Origin of the sequence: Bombella dulcis (genome assembly GCF_026385505.1) — a bacterium.
Classification (GTDB): Bacteria; Pseudomonadota; Alphaproteobacteria; order Acetobacterales; family Acetobacteraceae; genus Bombella; species Bombella dulcis.
The window spans coordinates 37,269-54,299 of record NZ_JANIDV010000002.1; the positions used below are offsets into that span (position 1 = coordinate 37,269).

Genomic DNA, 17,031 nt, shown 5'->3' on the forward strand with positions numbered 1-17,031 from the left:
CAGGCTGTCAGTCCCGTGTGGTGTCGTCGGCCCGGTGCCACCAGCATTCTTCCGCTGGACGGTCAACCAGCGGGAGATAGAGGGACGGATCGCCATGCAGGCGCACCGTGTTGGTGGGCGTTTCCTTGATCTCCAGCGAGGCGGGAGCCAGCAGCCCGCCCTGTGCGGTCAGAAAGGCCTGGAGTTTGCTCATCAGCAGGGCGGCGAGCAGTTCCGTTGTCGGGTCGCCGGGCGTGACAACGATGCGGTCCAGCCGCTGGGGTTCATGTTCGGCAAACCAGTTCAGCAGCGGGTCGGATTCGGAGAGCTGGAAGCTGTGATCCATCCGTTCGTCAATGAAACGGTGCCAGCGGCCCTTGGCCTCCGCAAAGGGCAGCAGCATGTTGCCGTGTCCGTCCAGACGCTGATTCTGCGGGGCGTTGGGGCCGGGAACCAGCGTGACGGTGACATATTCATTATGCCCATGTGGAATCGCACAGCGTTCGCTGCCGCCTGAAATGAGCCGGTGCCCCATGCAGAAACGCCGTGTGAAAACCAGTTCTGTCCGGGTGATGTCGCTCATGCCCCCTCCTGATACTGCCGCCACCCCTCGGCACGCAGGGCGCAGGCGGGGCAGTCACCACAGCCGAATCCCCATGCATGTTCATGGGTGCGGTCCCCCTTATAGCAGGAATGGCTCTCATGGCGGATGGTTTCCGTCAGCGCATCGCCTCCCAGATCATGGCAGAGCTGCCATGTCTGTGCCTTGTTGATCCACATGAGTGGCGTGTGCAGGACGAAACGCTGCTCCATGCCCAGATTCAGGGCCACCTGAAGAGCCTTGATGGTGTCATCCCGGCAGTCCGGATAGCCGGAATAATCTGTCTCACACACGCCGGTGATGATGTGGCGGATGCTGCGGCGGAAGGCGAGGGCTGCGGCAAAGGTCAGGAAGATCAGGTTCCGGCCGGGGACGAAGGTGTTGGGCAGCCCGTTCTCGCCCATGCTGATTTCAGCATTCCGTGTCAGGGCGGTGTCGGAGAGGGCACCAAGGCTGGCAAGGTCGATCGTGTGATCGTCACCCAGTTTTTCTGCCCAGTGGGGGTTCTGGGCACTGATGCTCTGCCGGAGGGTGGTGCGGCAGTCCAGCTCCACGGCGTGTCGCTGCCTGTAGGCAAAGCCGACCGTTTCCACATGGTCGAAATGATGCAGTGCCCATGCCAGACAGGTGGCGGAATCCTGCCCCCCGGAGAACAGAACGAGGGCACGGCGATTCCGGGCGGCCTGATGGCTGGCAGACGGGGAAGAAGGTGTCGTCATCAGGGAATTCCGATCAGTTTGTGGGTTTGCAGGCTCAGCCGCCATTGTGGATGGCTCTGGCAGTAGCGCACGGCTTTTTCCGTATTGGCAATCCGGTCTGGTCCATCCATGGGCTGGAGCCAGAAATGCTGGAAGTCGAACGCTGCAAACTGGTCCGGTGTCAGGGTCTGCTGGGGATAGACGAGCTTCAGCTCATGGCCATGCGTCTGTTTCAGGGGCTGGCCGGGTTTGGGGCTGACGCACACCCAGTCGATTCCTTCAGGAGCAGGCAGACTGCCATTGGTTTCCACGGCGATGGTGAAGCCACGGGTCTTCGTGGCAGTGACCAGGGCGTCATCAAGCTGGAGCAGCGGCTCCCCGCCCGTGAAGATCACATAACGGTGTGTTCTGTCGGCTGTGTGGGCCTGCCAGCATTCATCCAGTGCAGCGGCCAGAGCTTCGGCTGTGGCAAAGCGTCCTCCACCGGGGCCGTCCGTCCCGATGAAGTCCGTATCGCAGAAGGTGCACTGGGCCTTGTGGCGGTCTTCTTCCCGGCCGGACCAGAGATTGCAGCCGGTGAACCGGCAGAATATGGCAGCACGCCCGGCATGGGCACCCTCACCCTGCAATGTGGCGAATAGTTCCTTGATGACGTAAGGCATGGGCAGAGATGTCGGGCAGCTTCCTTCAGGATGCAAGGATTTTCTTGCCTGAAGAGGCCGAAATGCCCGCCATTGAAGCGGAGCAGAGCGTAGCATGTGGGGGAGAAGGGAATAAAAAAACGCCACCCTTCTGAAAAGGAGTGGCGCGAGTGACGGGGCTCGAACCCGCGACCTCCGGCGTGACAGGCCGGCGCTCTAACCAACTGAGCTACACCCGCAGTCTTCTGCTTTCCGAGAAAAGCATCGTTCCCTTGGGATGGCGTTTGTCTAGCGGGATACGGATTTATTGGCAATAGAGAAATATCACTTTTTTACGTTTTTCTTCATGAAGGCTCCTTTTCAGGGTTTCTGTATGAAAACAGCCCCTTCCGTCCCGGCAGAGAGCCAGAGCTGATGATGGATCAGCCAGTCTGCGCCCAGCAGCATGTCGGCCTGTTCATGAAGGGAAGTGACGGTCAGGACAGGGTGCAGCTGCGTCTGCCCGCCAAGGGTGAGACGGCCGAAGCGGTGCCAGTGATAGCGGTGTTCCCTGTCGCCAATGCCTGCGCTGGTTCCGCCGGGGTCACGGTCCAGCTCTTCCTTCGTGATGCCCAGTTTATGCACGAAATCTTTGCTGATGATGTGAGACCGGGCACCGCTGTCGATCAGGGCGAGTCCCTGCCGCCCATCCAGCGTGAAGGGGATGAAGAACCGGTTGCGGATGCGTCGGGCGGCGAGACGCTGCCCCGGTGTGGGCCAGAAGGGCGGCTGGCGGCAGAGGATGGACCCGGCATGGATGTCCCACAGGCTGAGCCGGTGATGGGGCAGGTCGAGGTCAAGGTCATAATGGCCGAGCAGGTCCATGCCGATCAGCCCCAGCACGGGGGGCTGCATGGCGGGGAATCCCGGCAGGGCACCCAGGGGGAGGACAGGGTGGTGGTAGGTGAGCTGGCCGAGCGTGATGGCCGCCAGCTGGATGGTGGGTACGACATGCCCCCGCCCGTCCGGCCCGGAGATGATGGTGGCATCTTCCTCATTGGGGGTGAGGTGCAGCCTGCCCAGGGCGTCAGGCGTCAGCAGGCTGCCTTCCGATCCCGTATCGACGATCATGGACAGGGACCGGCCATGAATCTGTGCCACGGTGGTCAGGTAATAGCCTGTCTCCCTGAGGGGCAGCGTGGTGATGTGCGTCTGGCGGCAGGCAGCCTCCGGCCCGGAGGCATGGGCCGCAGGGAAAGAAAGCAGCCAGCAGAGAACCAGCAGGCTGGAGATGACTGGGAAAAGGCGGGTGGTAATCATGGGATGACGGGTCTGCCCGGAAATGGCGGAGTGAAGAAGGGATCGGCTGTGGTCAGCGGTTGGCGCGGGGATGGGCCTTCTGCCAGACGTCCATGAGATGGTGTTCATCAGCCAGCGTGTATATCTGCGTGCTGGACAGGCTGGCATGGCCCAGAAGTTCCTGAATCGTGCGCAGGTCCGCCCCGTTCTGGAGCAGGTGGGAGGCAAAGGCGTGACGCAGGGCGTGGGGCGTGGCGGAGTCGGGCAGGCCTTCGGACATGCGCCACTGCCTCATGGCCCGCTGGGCCACGCCCGGGTTGAGACGCTTGCCCCGTACGCCACAGAAAAGCGGCGCACTGGCATGAGGTGACGGATGGACGGCCAGCCAGCGTTCTAGAGCCTGCCGGACCTGCGGGAGAATGGGCACGGCCCGTTCTTTCCCGCCCTTGCCCGTGACGAACAGGATGTCGTCGCTGATCCGTTCTATGTCGCTGACATCAAGGGACAGCCCTTCACTGATGCGTAGTCCAGCTCCGTAAAGCAGGGTGAAAAGGGCGGCGTCCCGCAGGGCAAAGCCGTTATTGATCGTCTGGTCAGCAATGCCATCCGGGGCCATCTGGGCGGCCTCCGGTGTCAGGGGGCGGGGAAGGCGGGTCTTCATGCGGGGGCTGCGGAGAAGGGCAAGGGCCGGATTGGTGATGCGGTGTTCTTTTTCCAGATAGCGGAAAAAGGCCCGCAGGGAGGAGATGCGGCGGCCACGGCTGCGGGCATGGCCATCCGGTGTATGGCGTCCACCGGGATTGAGACGGGCGGCCTTTTCGGCCCGGTTCGTCTCATGGGCCAGCCATGAGCGGAAATCGGCCAGTTTCAGCTCACCCAGTGATTCCAGTGGCAGGTCTCCGCCAAAATGACGGCTGAAAAACCCGAGGGCGAGGGAGACATCATGCAGATAGGCCGTCTGTGTGGCCTTGCTCGCCCGTTTCTCGTGGGTCAGCCAGTCCTGCCAGGCCGTGAGAGCCTCGTGGGCTGCATGGATGGTTATGGAGCGAGGGGAGGGGCTTCCGGATGGAAGGCTCATGGTATTTCCCTGCCGGAGAGGTTAGGATGAAGACATGGCAGAAAACAGCCTTCCCTCCCATAGCAGGAGAATGGAAGCCGGTCATCGTCTTTCCGTTCTGGTACCCCGTCCTTTGGATGGTCCGCTGGATTACCGGTCAGACAGGCCGCTGGCACCGGGCACGCTGGTGCGTGTGCCGCTGGGGCGGCAGGAGCTGACAGGCTGTGTCTGGGACAGCCAGCCCACCCATCTTCCTGCGGATTTCCGTCCGTCTTCTAGAGGACGGGTGATCGCTTTTGAGAAGCTGCGTTCCATTACGGGGGTGCTGGAGCATGTGCCGCCCCTGCCAGATGATCTGCGCCAGTTCATCGACTGGGTGGCAGCCTATGGGCTGAGTGCACCGGGCATGGTTCTGGCGATTGCCCTGCGTGTTCCTGCTCAGGCAGGCAGCATGAAACCGGCCATGGGGTGGGTGCGGAAACCCGGCCCCCTGCCGGATAAGGTACGGCTGACGCCAGCCCGCAGGGCCGTGCTGGCCGCTCTGGAGAGTCGCAGCCCCAGCAGCACGGCGATGCTGAGTGAAGCCAGCGGAGCCAGTGCGGCAGTGATTCGTGGCTTGGCCAATGCGGGGCTTCTGGAAGAATGTCTCATGGAGGCGTCATCTCCTGCTGAACAGGCCGATCCCGACCATGCCCCGCCGGTTCTGTCCGAAGAACAGGCCGAGGCTGCCGAGGCTCTGGTGGCTGGTGTGGAGGAGCGGGTCTTCACGGTCACGCTGCTGGAGGGGGTGACGGGGTCCGGCAAGACGGAAGTCTATTTCGAGGCCGTGGCGGCCTGTCTGAAACAGGGACGGCAGGTGCTGGTGCTTCTGCCGGAGATTGTCCTGACAGCCCAGTGGACGGACCGGTTTGAACGGCGTTTCGGCATCCGGCCTGCCGTCTGGCATTCCGAGCTGGGGCAGAAGACACGGCGGGAGACATGGTGCGCCATTGCAGAAGGGCGGCAGCAGGTTGTCGTGGGGGCACGCTCCGCCCTGTTCCTGCCCTTTGCCAATCTCGGGCTTGTGGTGGTCGATGAAGAGCATGAGAACACCTACAAGCAGGAAGAGGGTGTTCTCTATCACGGGCGGGACATGGCCATCGTGCGGGCACGTCTGGTGCAGGCGGCGGTCATTCTTGTCTCTGCCACGCCCTCCATGGAAACGCTGGTCAATGTGCAGAAAGGCCGTTTCCGTCATGAAGTGCTGGAGGCCCGGCACGGAACGGCGCAGATGCCGGAGATCAGCCTGATCGACATGAAGGCGCATGGCCCGGAGCGGGGGCAGTTTCTCTCGCCCCTGCTCTGTGAAAGCATTGAAGAGCGGATGAAAGCCGGGGAGCAGAGCATGCTGTTCCTCAACCGGCGTGGCTATGCGCCGATGACGATATGCCGGGCCTGCGGGCATCGTCTGCAATGCCCACACTGTTCGGCCTGGATGGTGGAACACAGGCGGCGGCGGATTCTGGCCTGTCATCACTGCGAATATACCCAGCCGCTCATCAGCTCCTGTTCAGATTGCGGGGCGCAGGACAGCCTCGTGCCGATCGGGCCGGGCGTGGAGCGGATTCATGAGGAAGCGCAGGCCCGTTTCCCAGATGCCCGGCTGCTGAGCATGGCATCCGACACGCTGACTTCTCCTGCGGCAATGGAAGAGGCAGTACGGAAAATCTCCAGCAGGGAAGTAGACCTGATCATCGGCACGCAGGTTGTGGCCAAGGGCTGGCATTTCCCGGACCTGACCCTTGTTGGCGTGGTGGATGCGGACCTTGGGCTGGGCGGGGGGGATCTGCGGGCAGCGGAACGGACCATGCAGCTTCTGCATCAGGTGGCCGGGCGTGCCGGGCGTGGGACAAAGCCGGGGCAGGTGATGCTTCAGAGCTATGCGGGCGATCACCCGGTCATGAAGGCCCTTCTGGCCAATGACTTCATCAGTTTCATGGAACAGGAGGCCGCACAGCGTCGCCCCGGCTTCTGGCCGCCTTACGGGCGGCTGGCAGCCGTTATCGTCAGTGCGCCGAAAGAGCGTCAGGCGGAGGAGCTGGCCCGTCTGCTGGCCCTGCACGCCCCTCGGGGGGAAGGGATTCAGGTTCTGGGACCGGCTCCGGCCCCGCTGGCTCTGCTGAGGGACCGGTACCGGTACCGTCTCCTGCTGCGGACCCGCAGGGACATTGCCCTTCAGCCCCTGCTGCGGCGGTGGCTGGATGGCGCACCCCGCAGGAATGACGCCCGCATTGATGTGGATGTGGACCCGGTATCGTTCATGTAGACCCGCCGGACGGGTGGATCAGTCCGGGATGCCGTTGGCCTGCTGTTCCAGCTGCCTGTAGCGTTTCTGCCCGTCAGGCAGGAGGGGGGCGTGTGTCAGGGCCTCGGTATAGGCATGGAGGGCCTGATGAGGATGGCGGAGGTGTTCCTGCGTGCGGGCCAGAAGTTCCCAGCTTTGCGCATCACCGGGGTCCTGCACCAGGGCGACCTGAAGGTCCTGCACGGCTCCTGTCAGGTCATTGCCAAGAAAGCGTATGGCGGCCCTCTGGCGGCGGAGGAAGGCGTTGTCAGGCTGGAGAGTCAGGGCGGCGGAGAGGTCTTTCTCGGCTTCATCCGTATGGCCCTGTTTGAGACTGTCCTGTGCTTCACTGAGCAGGATACGCCCACTGTTTTTCACGCTGTAGAGCCGCAGGGTCTCGGCTCTTTTCATGAGACTCTGGGCTTTCTGGTCGTCCTGCTCGCTGGCGATGGCCTGTTCGGTCTGTTCCAGTTTTTCCTTCAGGCTCGGGCTGTGTGGTTTTTTAGGGGGAGTGGAGGCTGGTCTGTCATGAGAGGCGTCTCGACGGGACTGTGATGGTGTGCCGTGGCCCTGTTCATGTGACGGGGCTGCACTGCTCATGCCGCAGAACAGACTGAAGGCAGCCGCAAAAAAAGCCCCCGGCCACAGGGCAGGAGGCTTCAGCCCCCTGAAGGGGGCCATGCGCTGTAGAGCGTCACAGACAGAGCGGCGCAGCGGAGCCGTGGACATGCTGCACCGTCCCACTGGTCTGTCAGCTCAGCCCTGACGGGCTTTCATGCGCGGGTTTTGCTTGTTGATGACGTACACGCGGCCACGACGACGCACGACGCGGCAGTTCTTGTCACGAACCTTGGCGGATTTCAGGCTGTTACGGATCTTCATGATGTTCAGGCTCCCCGACAGAAAAGACAGGCCAGTCTGTCCTGCCGGACAGCGGCTCTCATAATGCAGGGCGGAAACGCCCGCGAAACTTGGCGTCCGCATACCCTGTCAGATGGGGGTGAGTCAAGGTTATGTGGAGAAAAAGCCCCATTTCCCCCCGATCCGTTTCGCATTATGCTGCCAGGCATGAAGCAGTTTTTGTCTTTTCTTTCCGTGCGGTTCTGCTCTTTCGGGTCTGTTCTGGTTCTGGGGGCTGTCTGTCTTGCCAGTCCGGCATGGGCGGGCGGGGCTGCCCGGACGGATGACGATGACCCTAACGTGAATGCCAAGGGCGTCGTCGTGAACAACATCCTTGCTGTCCTGCGGGTCAGTCCCAATTCAGCAGGTAAGCTCTGCCTGAAGAATCTGGATGAGATGCACAAGGTTCAGAAACAGCTGGATGTGGAAGAAACGGCCCAGCGCAGCTTTGATATTGGTCTGGTGCGGGACGTGCTGGAATCGGACATGGAGAGTGTCATTTCCAGCTGTAGCCAGGATGCCCGGACGGCCTGTGAAGGCGGTGTTGCCGGGCAGAATGCACGGCTGGGCAAGATATGTTCCCAGCTCGCCGAACTCGAGTCGGAAGATCAGGGCGACGAGCTTCAGTGAGAAAAAATCCCCTGCCTCCCGTGGGGGACAGGGGCTTTTCGGGAAGGTTCAGCTTTCAGCCCCTTTTAGGCTCCAGAGGGCGAAGGCCTGCACGAGAGCCACTTCTTTCAGGCGGGCAAAACGGCCTGAAGAGCCGCCGTGCCCTGCCTCCATGTTGATCTGGCAGAGGAAGGGGCCGCCCCGTGCCTCTTCACGCAGGCGGGCGATCCATTTGGCCGGTTCCCAGTAGGTCACCCGTGGGTCGGACAGGCCGCCCATCGCCAGAATCGCCGGATAGGCAACCGGGCGGATATTGTCATAGGGAGAATAGCTGGCGATGAGGTCGTAAGCCTCCGGGTCGGTCAGCGGGTTCCCCCATTCCGGCCATTCCGGCGGTGTGAGAGGCAGGGACGTGTCCGACATGGTGTTGAGCATGTCTACGAAGGGCACCTGCGCAGCGATACCGGCAAACAGCTCCGGTGCCATGTTGGCGATGGCTCCCATCAGCAGGCCACCGGCAGAGCCACCATGCGCCACGATGCGACGGGCGGCGGTGTATTTCTCGGCAATCAGATGGCGGGCGCAGCTGATGAAGTCGGTAAAGCTGTTGGTCTTTTTTGTGGCCCGGCCTTCAAGGAACCAGTTCCAGCCCTTCTCGCTGCCGCCCCGTACATGGGCCGTAGCGTAGATCACGCCACGATCCACGAGGCTGAGGGCCGTGGTGGAGAAGCTGGCCTCCATGGAGATGCCGTAAGAGCCATAGCCATAGAGCAGCATGGGATTTTTCCCGTTCAGCTCCGTGCCTTTCTTCATCAGGATGGTGATGGGTACCAGGGCACCATCATCAGCCCGGGCGAAAAGGCGGCGCGTCTCGTAGGCCGCAGGGTCGTGTCCTGAGGGGACGTCCCGGACCTTGCGAAGGCTCTTTTCGCCGGTCCGCATGTCGTAATCATACCAGTGCGCCGGTGTGGTGGGGGACTGGTAGATATAGCGCAGGACAGGCTGCTCATATTCCAGAATCCCCAGCAGGCTGAGCGTGTAGGCGGGTTCGTCCATGCTGATGTGGCGGGCATGGTGGCGGATGCTGCCCCTGTCGGCATCCTCACGGCTGAGGGTGAAGATTTCCGTATTGCCGTTGCGCCGTTCGATCCAGGCCAGATGGTCCTGTCCGGTACTGACGCCAAGCAGGAAGTGTCCGTCCTTATGGGGCAGGAATTCCTGCCAGTGGTCACGGTCCGGCGTGGCCTCCGGAGCGGTCATCAGCTTGAAATCGATGGCTCCACCGGCATTGGTCAGGATGATGAAGCGGTCATTCCAGTGGGTCAGGCTGTAGCGTTCACCCCGTACCAGCGGCGCAGCGACCCTGGGCATGGCGGTTGGATCAGAGGCCGGGATGAGCAGGGTCTCATTCGCGTCGTGGTCGCCCCGCTCAATGGCGATCCATTTCCGGGAGGCACTGACACCAATGCTCAGGAAGAAGCCGGGGTCTGTCTCGTCAAAGATGAGTATGTCTTCACCCCCCAGAAGCGGGCGGCGATAGATGCGGGAGGGGCGGCCATTGTCATCCCGGTAAATCCAGAAGAGATACTGGCTGTCCGGGGAGAGGGTGAAGCTGCCCGTGCTGCTTTCCACGGCCGGAGCGCAGAGCGTGCCGGTGGCGAGGTCCTTGACCTGAATCCGGTATACTTCCGACCCCTGCACGTCTTCCGCATAAACGTAATGGCGGTGATCTTCCGTATGGGCGGCCTGGGCAAGGCTGTAGAAGCTGTGCCGAGCGGCCAGTTCGTTCACATCCAGCAGGATTTCTTCCGGCCCATCGGCTTCGCTGGTACCGGCCCTGCGGGGGCGGCGGACATGGAGCGGGTACTGGGCGTCCTTCTCGAAGCGCAGGCTGTAGAGCCACGGGCCGCTCGGCAGGGGAACGGATTCTTCAGCCGGGGGGATGCGGCCGACCATTTCCTTGAAGAGGTCTTCCTGAAGGGGCACCGTCCCGGCCAGCACGGCATCCGTATAGGCGTTCTCCTGCGTCAGATGGGAGCGGATGTTCTCCCGCAGGACAGACGGGTCACGCAGGACTTTTTGCCAGTTTTCATCCTTCATCCAGGCGTAGGAATCCGTGCGGGTGCGGCCCAGCTGCTCCAGCACGACGGGGTTGCGCCGGGCCACGGGGGCTTTGGGCAGGGCGGAGACGGTCGGGGTGTGTTTATCAGAAGTCATGACAGGAGATGTGGCGGTTGACCGGGAGCGATTCAATGGCACGGATGGAAGCGTTACTGGCCATCATAGAGAAAATGCCGCAGTCGGCTGGTCTGTTCGGGCTGAAGGGGAATCTCCTGTGAGCCTATGGCCGCAATTGGTGTCAGGCTCAGGGCCGTGACCAGCCATGCGCCCTGAAGTTTGGCAATGTCCGTTTCTGTCAGGGGCCGTTCCTTGCAGAGGCTGGCGGCCAGCAGGCGGGCACGGGAGATGCCGGGCAGGATTCCGGTGGAAAGGGGCGGGGTAACAACCTGTCCGTCCATCAGGGCCAGGAAATTGGCGGCCGTGGCCTCGGCAATCTCGCCTTCAGGCGTGAGCCAGAGGGCGTCGTCAGCTCCTTGCTCCCGGGCGTCCATGCGGGCAAGGATAGCGGGCAGGGTATTGAGGGACTTCACCCGGTTCAGCACGACCTGCGGGTCCCGCCTCTGTGCGCTGACATGCAGCCGGACAGGGGCGGCGGGCTGTTCTGGGAGGGGGGCCGTGGTGATGAGCAGCGTGGTATGCGGCTTGGCAGGAGGGGTCAGCCCCCGTGGGCCGGTGCCCCGTGTGAGGGTCACGCGGGCGGAACCGTCTGTCAGGTTGTTGGCGGCGATCAGGCGGTCGAGGGCGGCCTCGACGGTTTCCCGTGAAGGGGCGGGGAGGCGCAGGATGCGGCAGCCTTCTTCCAGCCGGGTCAGGTGGGCATCCAGAAACGAAGCCTGCCGGTTGCGGAGCTGCATGGTTTCAAAAAGTCCATCACCCAGCAGCAGGCCCCGGTCTTGCGCTGTGATGACCGGACTGTCCGCCGGGAGAAGGTCGCTGTTTAACCAGAGAAAAGGGCAGGAAGAGGTCAGCATGGGTCAGTGTTCGTAAGTGTGCAACACCGTCAGCAGCGGAGCGGCCTTGAGGCACATTTCTTTATATTCCCTTTCTGGATGGGAAGGATAGGTGATACCCCCGCCTGCTCCCACCCGCAGATGCTCCCCTGTTGCACTGATGCTACGGATGATGACGGCACTGTCCAGGTCACCACCCCAGCCCAGCCGGAAGAACGTACCGCAATAGGCCCCTCTGGCGGAGGTCTCGACCTCGTCAATGATTTCCATGGCCCGGTATTTCGGGGCACCCGTGACGGAGCCGGGCGGGATCGTGGCGGCCAGCAGGGCGGCGGCATCCTGCCCCGTTTTCAGCTGTCCCGTCACGCTGGACACGAGATGGTGGACATGGGCGAAACGTTCCACGGCAAAAAGCTGTGGGACCGCCACGCTGCCCAGCTGGCAGACTCGCCCGATGTCGTGGCGCATCAGGTCGGTGATCATCAGGTTTTCGGCAAGCTCTTTTTCATCATGGCGGAGCGTCTTTTTCAGAATGTCATTCTGATGTGGGTCCGGGCTGACGGGGCATGTCCCCTTGATGGGGCGGGTCTCGATACGGCCCTGATGGTCCAGTGACAGGAACCGCTCGACCGAAGCACTGAGCAGCGTGAAGCCCGGTGTGTGGAACCAGGCTCCGAAGGGGGCCGGACAGGCCGTGCGAAGCCGTTCGTACAGGCCGTGCAGGTCAAGGTTTTCCGGGCGGGGGGCGGTCCAGCGCATGGTCAGGTTGGCCTGAAAAATGTCCCCGGCTGCAATATAGTCCCGTACCGTCTGGACGGCATCCTGCCATGCGCTGGTATTCTGTTCGGCTGCGGGCGTGATGGGTGGGTTTCGGCATTCTGGGGAGGTCGGAATGTGGGGAGCATCCGGTGGTGGGGAACCATCCGCACTGGCCCACCAGAGCCTCTGCTCCAGCCTGTCGAAAATGAATAGGTTCCGGCAGGCTAGGGCGGTGAAAGCGGGGCAGTCCGTTTCATGACGGGAGGTCAGCCCTTCATGGGCCATGCCGGCCTCATAGCTGAGCAGGCCGATGACACCCCCCGTGAAGGGCAGGTCTGGCCAGGGTGAAGATGGGCCTTCTTCCGGGGCATGGACAGCCAGAAACTGCCGCAGGTGCCGTGGAAAGTGGCGTATCTCTTCCAGAGGCAGGGTGAGATGTCCCGCAGGGCGGGGGCAGAGGAAACTCCAGCGGTGCCGTTCCTGTTCCGCTGGCCCGCCACTGTCGAGAAAGACGGACTTTTCTTCACCCCGGCAGAGAGGGAAGAGCTGTTCCGGCGGCTGCCACGGCAGTTCGATGATGTGGGGTGTGGAAGGAGACGTGGAGGAGGGGGGCATGGCAGAAGGGCAGGTCATCCGGTCATGGTGCGGCAGGGAGGCGCAGGCAGGAACAAACTAGGAACTTGGTGCAGAATAGGTTATGCTGAAACACTGACCATTTATAGAAAACGGGTGGACCTGTCTTGAGCGAGCCGCACGATATTTTGCCTTCCGACCGCCTCCCGGTGACGATCGAGGAGGAAATGCGTTCCTCCTATCTGGCCTATGCGATGTCGGTGATCGTCTCCCGTGCGCTGCCGGATGTGCGTGATGGCCTCAAGCCCGTTCATCGACGCATCCTGTATGCCATGCGGGAGAGCGGCTTTACGGCGGACAAGCCCTACCGCAAATCGGCCCGTGCGGTCGGTGACGTGATGGGTAAATATCACCCGCATGGTGACAGCTCCATCTATGACGCCATGGTCCGCATGGCGCAGTCCTGGTCCATGCGTGTGCGGCTGGTGGATGGTCAGGGGAATTTCGGGTCCGTTGATGGCGACAGTCCGGCGGCCATGCGTTACACCGAGGCCCGGCTGGCGAAGTCCTCTTCCTTCCTTCTGGATGACATTGACCGGGATACGGTCGCCTTCCAGCCCAACTATGATGAAAGCGAGCAGGAGCCGCAGGTCCTTCCGGCGGCTTTCCCCAATCTGCTGGTCAATGGGGCATCCGGTATTGCGGTGGGTATGGCCACCAACATTCCGCCCCATAATCCGGGTGAGGTGATTGACGCCGTTCTGGCCCTGATCGCCAATCCGGACATGACGCTGGAAGAACTGATGCAGATTGTTCCGGGGCCGGACTTCCCGACCGGAGGAATCATCATGGGTCGCCGGGGCATCCGGCAGGCCTATGAGACGGGCCGTGGTTCCATCCCTGTCCGTGCCCGTGCCGAGATTGAGGAAATTCGCAAGGACCGCTTCGCCATCGTGGTGACGGAGATTCCCTATCAGGTCAACAAGGCCACGCTTCAGGAGAAGATTGCCGACCTCGTCCGGTCCAAGGACATTGAAGGCATTTCCGACATCCGGGACGAGAGTGACCGTTCCGGCATGCGGGTGGTGGTCGAGCTGAAGCGTGATGCCACGCCGGAAGTGGTGCTGAACCAGCTTTACCGTTTCACCCAGCTTCAGACGAGCTTCAGCGTCAACATGCTGGCACTGGATGAAGGCCGCCCCCGCACGATGGGGTTGCGGGACGTGCTGGATGCCTTCATCCGCTTCCGTGAGGACGTGATCCTCCGCCGTGCCCGGTTCGACCTGAACAAGGCCAGGGACCGGGGGCATCTGCTGGTTGGTCTGGTACTGGCCGTGGCGAATATTGATGAGGTCATTGCTCTCATCCGCTCCGCTCCGGATGCCGCCACCGCCCGTGAGCAGCTCATGACCCGCACATGGCCTGCTGCCGACGTGGAGCCGCTGCTGGAGCTTATCCATGATGAGGGCAATGTGATCGTTGATGGCCGTGTCCATCTGACGGAAGCGCAGGCCCGTGGTATTCTGGAGCTGCGACTCCAGCGTTTGACGGGTCTGGAGCGTGAGAAGATTCAGGGTGAGCTGGCAGAGGTCAGTGCCCGTATCACGGAACTTCTGGAGATCATCGGCAGCCATGTGCGCCGCATGGAGGTCATGCGGGAGGAACTTCAGGCAGCCCGTGCCGCTCTGGCCGACCCGCGCTGCACGGAAATCTCTGATGCGCTGGGTGATCAGTCCGATGAGAGCCTGATCGAGCCGGGCCAGATGGTGGTGACCATCACACGGGATGGTTTCATCAAGAGGACGCCGCTGGAGCTGTTCCGTTCGCAGAATCGGGGTGGCCGTGGCCGCACGGCGGCGGGGCGGCGTGGTGATGACATTGTCATTCGCAGTTTCAATGCACACACGCACCAGTGGGTGCTGTTCTTCTCCTCTGGCGGGAAGGCCTACCGCATGAAGGTCTGGCACCTGCCGGAGGCCGCCCCGACAGCCAAGGGACGGGCACTGGTCAATCTGCTGCCGGAGCTTGGTGAGGATACTATCACGGCCGTTCTGCCACTGCCGCAGGATGAAGAGCTGTGGGATGACCTGCATCTCGTCTTCGCCACGGCAAGCGGTAACGTGCGGCGCAACCGCCTGAGCGATTTCCGCAACATCCGGTCTTCCGGCCTGATCGCCATGAAGCTGGATGAGAATGATCTTCTGATCGGTGTGGCAACGTGCCGTGAGGGGCAGGATGTGTTCCTCGCCACCCGCAATGCCCGTGCCATCCGTTTTCAGATCACGGATGACGTGCTGCGTGTCTTCGCTGGCCGTGGCAGTACGGGCGTGCGGGGCATCCGGCTTGCCGATGGTGACCGGGTTGTCTCTCTTGCCGTGCTGAATCACGTTGAGGCCAGCGTGGAGGAGCGGGCCGCTTACCTCCGGGCTGCCAATGCCCACCGCCGTGTCCTTGCTGCCCAGTCCGGGGATGAAGGGCTGGAGGAAGAGGTCGAGGAGAGCAGCGATCTGACCTCTGATGAGGAGGGTCTGGAAGGGATTCTGGCTGACAGCCCGCTGAGTGAAGACCGCTATGCGGAGCTTGAGGGGCAGGAGCAGATTCTGCTTACCGTGACGGATACGGGCTTCGGGCGGCGTTCCTCGGCCTATGATTACCGTGTGTCCGGCCGTGGCGGGCAGGGCATCAGCAACATGACCTTCTCCAATGCCCGTCGTGGGCGTGAGGTCGTGGGGACGCTGGTGACGCTGGATGGAACGGATGTCATGATGGTGACGGATACGGGCCGTCTCATCCGTCTGCCAGTTGAGCAGGTGCGTGTCATGTCCCGTCAGGCCGGTGGTGTGACGCTCTTCCGTGTCGATGGTGACGAGCGCATCATCAGCGTTTTCCCCGTGATGGAGGATGACACGGAAACGGAAGAGGATGCTGAAGGCGAGGCCGCGGCCAGCACGGAAGGTGGCGAGGCTGAAGCGGCCTCCCCAGCGGATGGCGACGGGGCGGATGACTGACCGGCGCATCGGTTTTTACCCCGGCACGTTTGACCCGGTCACGTTCGGTCATCTGGACGTGATCGACCGGGCGGCGGCCCTGTTCGATCATGTCGTGGTCGGAGTGGCGATCAATGATGCCAAGGGGCCTCTGCTGGGGTTCGAGGAGCGGCGTGAACTGCTGGAGCGGGACGTTGCCACTCTTCCGCATAAGGATCGCATTTCCGTCACCGGGTTTGATACGCTGCTGGTGGATGCCGTCAGGCAGGCCGGGGCGGGGACGGTAATCCGGGGGCTGCGTTCTGCCGGGGATTTCGATTTCGAGACCCAGCTTTCCGGTGCGCTGCGCCGTCTGGCCCCGGAAATTGAAACGGTTTTCCTTCTGGCTTCCGAAAGCCATCGCACGACGGCCAGCCGGATCGTGAAGGAAATTGCCCGTCTTGGGGGGGATATTTCCCCATTTGTCAGCCCCATGACAGCCCGGCTCGTACGGGAAAAACTGATAGGAGAACGGAGATGAGACGGCGGTATTTTATCGCTGGTCTGGCGGCAGTCTCTGCCATGACCGGTGGAACCCTGACACAGGCACGGGCCGGTGATCAGGATGGTAATGATCAGCTCAGGGAGAGCACGACAATGACAGGTACGACAACAGGCAAGAAGCTGGTTCTGGAGCTGAAGGATGGCAAGGTGGTCATCCTCCTGCGTCCCGATCTGGCCCCCAAGGCTGTCGAGCGTCTGGAGACGCTGGCCAGTGAGGGTTTCTATAATGGTGTGAAGTTCCATCGTGTGATTGAAGGCTTCATGGCCCAGAGTGGCGATCCGACCGGTACGGGCACGGGTGGCAGTTCCTATCCGGACCTGCCTGCCGAGTTCAGCCAAACAGCCACATTCAACCGTGGCACGCTGGGCATGGCCCGCACGATGGACCCGAACTCCGCCAACAGCCAGTTCTTCATCATGTTTGACCGTGTGCCGTCTCTGAATGGCCAGTACACCATTGCCGGTCAGGTGATCGAGGGCATGGAGCATGTGGACAAGATCAAGCGTGGCTCCGGGGCTTCTGGCATGGTTCAGAATCCGGATCACATCATCAAGGCGTACATCGAGAACTGATGTAATTGCCTGAAAGCTGGCGATTCCTGCCCATGCGGGCTGTCATGTTCCGTATGGGCAGGAAAAGCGCAGGGAAAGCGTTTTATGGCTCTCGCCGGGGTTGACGCTCCCCGGGGGAGCGGGTAGATAGCCTCCTCAAGTGAACCGGTAGCTCAGTTGGTAGAGCATTCGACTTTTAATCGAATGGTCCTGGGTTCGAGTCCCAGCCGGTTCACCATGCTCGCAAGAGTGTGTGCCCAGATGGCGGAATTGGTAGACGTGTGGGATTCAACTGCCTATGTCTTGTGAAGGCGTGGGAGTTCAAGCCTTTTGTTTGGGTATCAGATTTTTCCTAAAAAAGAGAGATAGTTGATTTAGAGACACTGAATTTATTTTTCACAAAGGTGTTTTCAATATCACCCTATGAGGATGCAGCCGCATGTCAAGGTACGGGTTATGC

General features: G+C 61.9%; 15 protein-coding genes and 2 tRNA genes. 6 read left to right on the plus strand and 11 right to left on the minus strand.

The features are described 5' to 3' along the window. Positions 1-7: 7 nt before the first annotated feature. From NQF87_RS03635 to NQF87_RS03660, 6 genes are all read right to left on the minus strand, one after another. Positions 8-562, minus strand: coding sequence for a 6-pyruvoyl trahydropterin synthase family protein (locus NQF87_RS03635; RefSeq protein WP_266127076.1), 555 nt, complete (start codon positions 560-562; stop codon positions 8-10). Further along, complete coding sequence (gene queC / locus NQF87_RS03640; RefSeq protein WP_266127077.1) at positions 559-1,299, minus strand: 7-cyano-7-deazaguanine synthase QueC; 741 nt, start codon at positions 1,297-1,299, stop codon at positions 559-561. Before queC ends, NQF87_RS03635 begins: the two co-directional genes overlap by 4 nt. Then, positions 1,299-1,940 (minus strand): 7-carboxy-7-deazaguanine synthase, encoded by a 642-nt coding sequence (gene queE, locus NQF87_RS03645; protein WP_266127347.1) that lies wholly within the window; start codon positions 1,938-1,940, stop codon positions 1,299-1,301. Before queE ends, queC begins: the two co-directional genes overlap by 1 nt. Positions 1,941-2,081: 141 nt before the next feature. Then, positions 2,082-2,158: transfer RNA gene (locus NQF87_RS03650), tRNA-Asp, on the minus strand. Between the two features lie 121 nt (positions 2,159-2,279). After that, positions 2,280-3,218, minus strand: a complete 939-nt coding sequence (locus tag NQF87_RS03655) for a retroviral-like aspartic protease family protein (RefSeq protein ID WP_266127078.1) — start codon at positions 3,216-3,218, stop codon at positions 2,280-2,282. A 52-nt stretch (positions 3,219-3,270) separates the two neighbouring features. Next, complete coding sequence (locus NQF87_RS03660; protein ID WP_266127079.1) at positions 3,271-4,275, minus strand: tyrosine recombinase XerC; 1,005 nt, start codon at positions 4,273-4,275, stop codon at positions 3,271-3,273. A gap of 34 nt (positions 4,276-4,309) precedes the next feature. Here NQF87_RS03660 and NQF87_RS03665 point away from each other — a divergent pair, with 34 nt between their 5' ends. After that, positions 4,310-6,559, plus strand: a complete 2,250-nt coding sequence (locus NQF87_RS03665; protein WP_266127080.1) for a primosomal protein N' — start codon at positions 4,310-4,312, stop codon at positions 6,557-6,559. An 18-nt stretch (positions 6,560-6,577) separates the two neighbouring features. Here the strand turns inward: NQF87_RS03665 and NQF87_RS03670 are convergent, their stop codons facing one another. Then, complete coding sequence (locus NQF87_RS03670; RefSeq protein WP_266127081.1) at positions 6,578-7,306, minus strand: tetratricopeptide repeat protein; 729 nt, start codon at positions 7,304-7,306, stop codon at positions 6,578-6,580. Positions 7,307-7,333: 27 nt separating this feature from the next. Then, on the minus strand, positions 7,334-7,459 hold the full coding sequence (gene ykgO, locus NQF87_RS03675; protein ID WP_043561915.1) for a type B 50S ribosomal protein L36: 126 nt from the start codon (positions 7,457-7,459) through the stop codon (positions 7,334-7,336). Positions 7,460-7,657: 198 nt separating this feature from the next. Here ykgO and NQF87_RS03680 point away from each other — a divergent pair, with 198 nt between their 5' ends. Then, on the plus strand, positions 7,658-8,107 hold the full coding sequence (locus NQF87_RS03680; RefSeq protein ID WP_266127082.1) for a hypothetical protein: 450 nt from the start codon (positions 7,658-7,660) through the stop codon (positions 8,105-8,107). 48 nt (positions 8,108-8,155) lie between these two features. On the opposite strand, the gene NQF87_RS03685 is transcribed toward NQF87_RS03680, so the two are convergent. From NQF87_RS03685 to NQF87_RS03695, 3 genes are read right to left on the minus strand one after another with little or no spacing between them, the layout of a single operon-like run. Continuing rightward, positions 8,156-10,303, minus strand: a complete 2,148-nt coding sequence (locus tag NQF87_RS03685; RefSeq protein WP_266127083.1) for a S9 family peptidase — start codon at positions 10,301-10,303, stop codon at positions 8,156-8,158. A 53-nt stretch (positions 10,304-10,356) separates the two neighbouring features. Next, positions 10,357-11,178 carry an aminotransferase class IV gene (locus tag NQF87_RS03690; RefSeq protein ID WP_266127084.1) on the minus strand — a complete coding sequence of 274 codons (822 nt, stop codon included), beginning with the start codon at positions 11,176-11,178 and terminating at the stop codon, positions 10,357-10,359. Positions 11,179-11,181: 3 nt separating this feature from the next. Beyond that, entirely contained in the window at positions 11,182-12,549 is a 1,368-nt protein-coding gene (locus NQF87_RS03695; RefSeq protein WP_266127085.1) for an anthranilate synthase component I family protein, read from the minus strand. Positions 12,550-12,716: 167 nt separating this feature from the next. On the opposite strand from NQF87_RS03695, the gene gyrA reads away from it, so the two are divergent. The 4 genes from gyrA (at position 12,717) to NQF87_RS03715 (ending at position 16,809) form a co-directional block, all read left to right on the plus strand. Beyond that, positions 12,717-15,497, plus strand: coding sequence for a DNA gyrase subunit A (gene gyrA, locus NQF87_RS03700; protein WP_407652004.1), 2,781 nt, complete (start codon positions 12,717-12,719; stop codon positions 15,495-15,497). Then, positions 15,490-15,996, plus strand: a complete 507-nt coding sequence (coaD, locus tag NQF87_RS03705; protein WP_266127087.1) for a pantetheine-phosphate adenylyltransferase — start codon at positions 15,490-15,492, stop codon at positions 15,994-15,996. The genes gyrA and coaD overlap by 8 nt, the downstream gene beginning before the upstream one ends. Positions 15,997-16,112: 116 nt before the next feature. Next, positions 16,113-16,592, plus strand: a complete 480-nt coding sequence (locus NQF87_RS03710; RefSeq protein WP_266127348.1) for a peptidylprolyl isomerase — start codon at positions 16,113-16,115, stop codon at positions 16,590-16,592. Positions 16,593-16,733: 141 nt separating this feature from the next. Next, positions 16,734-16,809, plus strand: a tRNA-Lys gene (locus NQF87_RS03715). Positions 16,810-17,031 lie beyond the last annotated feature (222 nt).

Excerpts from the sequence above, each read along its gene's own strand:
- NQF87_RS03635 (WP_266127076.1), bottom strand. The coding sequence starts at position 562 with ATGAGCGACATCACCCGGACAGAACTGGTTTTCACACGGCGTTTCTGC.
- queC (WP_266127077.1), bottom strand. The coding sequence starts at position 1,299 with ATGACGACACCTTCTTCCCCGTCTGCCAGCCATCAGGCCGCCCGGAAT.
- queE (WP_266127347.1), bottom strand. The coding sequence starts at position 1,940 with ATGCCTTACGTCATCAAGGAACTATTCGCCACATTGCAGGGTGAGGGT.
- NQF87_RS03655 (WP_266127078.1), bottom strand. The coding sequence starts at position 3,218 with ATGATTACCACCCGCCTTTTCCCAGTCATCTCCAGCCTGCTGGTTCTC.
- NQF87_RS03660 (WP_266127079.1), bottom strand. The coding sequence starts at position 4,275 with ATGAGCCTTCCATCCGGAAGCCCCTCCCCTCGCTCCATAACCATCCAT.
- NQF87_RS03665 (WP_266127080.1), top strand. The coding sequence starts at position 4,310 with ATGGCAGAAAACAGCCTTCCCTCCCATAGCAGGAGAATGGAAGCCGGT.
- NQF87_RS03670 (WP_266127081.1), bottom strand. The coding sequence starts at position 7,306 with ATGTCCACGGCTCCGCTGCGCCGCTCTGTCTGTGACGCTCTACAGCGC.
- ykgO (WP_043561915.1), bottom strand. The coding sequence starts at position 7,459 with ATGAAGATCCGTAACAGCCTGAAATCCGCCAAGGTTCGTGACAAGAAC.
- NQF87_RS03685 (WP_266127083.1), bottom strand. The coding sequence starts at position 10,303 with ATGACTTCTGATAAACACACCCCGACCGTCTCCGCCCTGCCCAAAGCC.
- NQF87_RS03690 (WP_266127084.1), bottom strand. The coding sequence starts at position 11,178 with ATGCTGACCTCTTCCTGCCCTTTTCTCTGGTTAAACAGCGACCTTCTC.
- NQF87_RS03695 (WP_266127085.1), bottom strand. The coding sequence starts at position 12,549 with ATGACCTGCCCTTCTGCCATGCCCCCCTCCTCCACGTCTCCTTCCACA.
- gyrA (WP_407652004.1), top strand. The coding sequence starts at position 12,717 with ATGCGTTCCTCCTATCTGGCCTATGCGATGTCGGTGATCGTCTCCCGT.
- coaD (WP_266127087.1), top strand. The coding sequence starts at position 15,490 with ATGACTGACCGGCGCATCGGTTTTTACCCCGGCACGTTTGACCCGGTC.
- NQF87_RS03710 (WP_266127348.1), top strand. The coding sequence starts at position 16,113 with ATGACAGGTACGACAACAGGCAAGAAGCTGGTTCTGGAGCTGAAGGAT.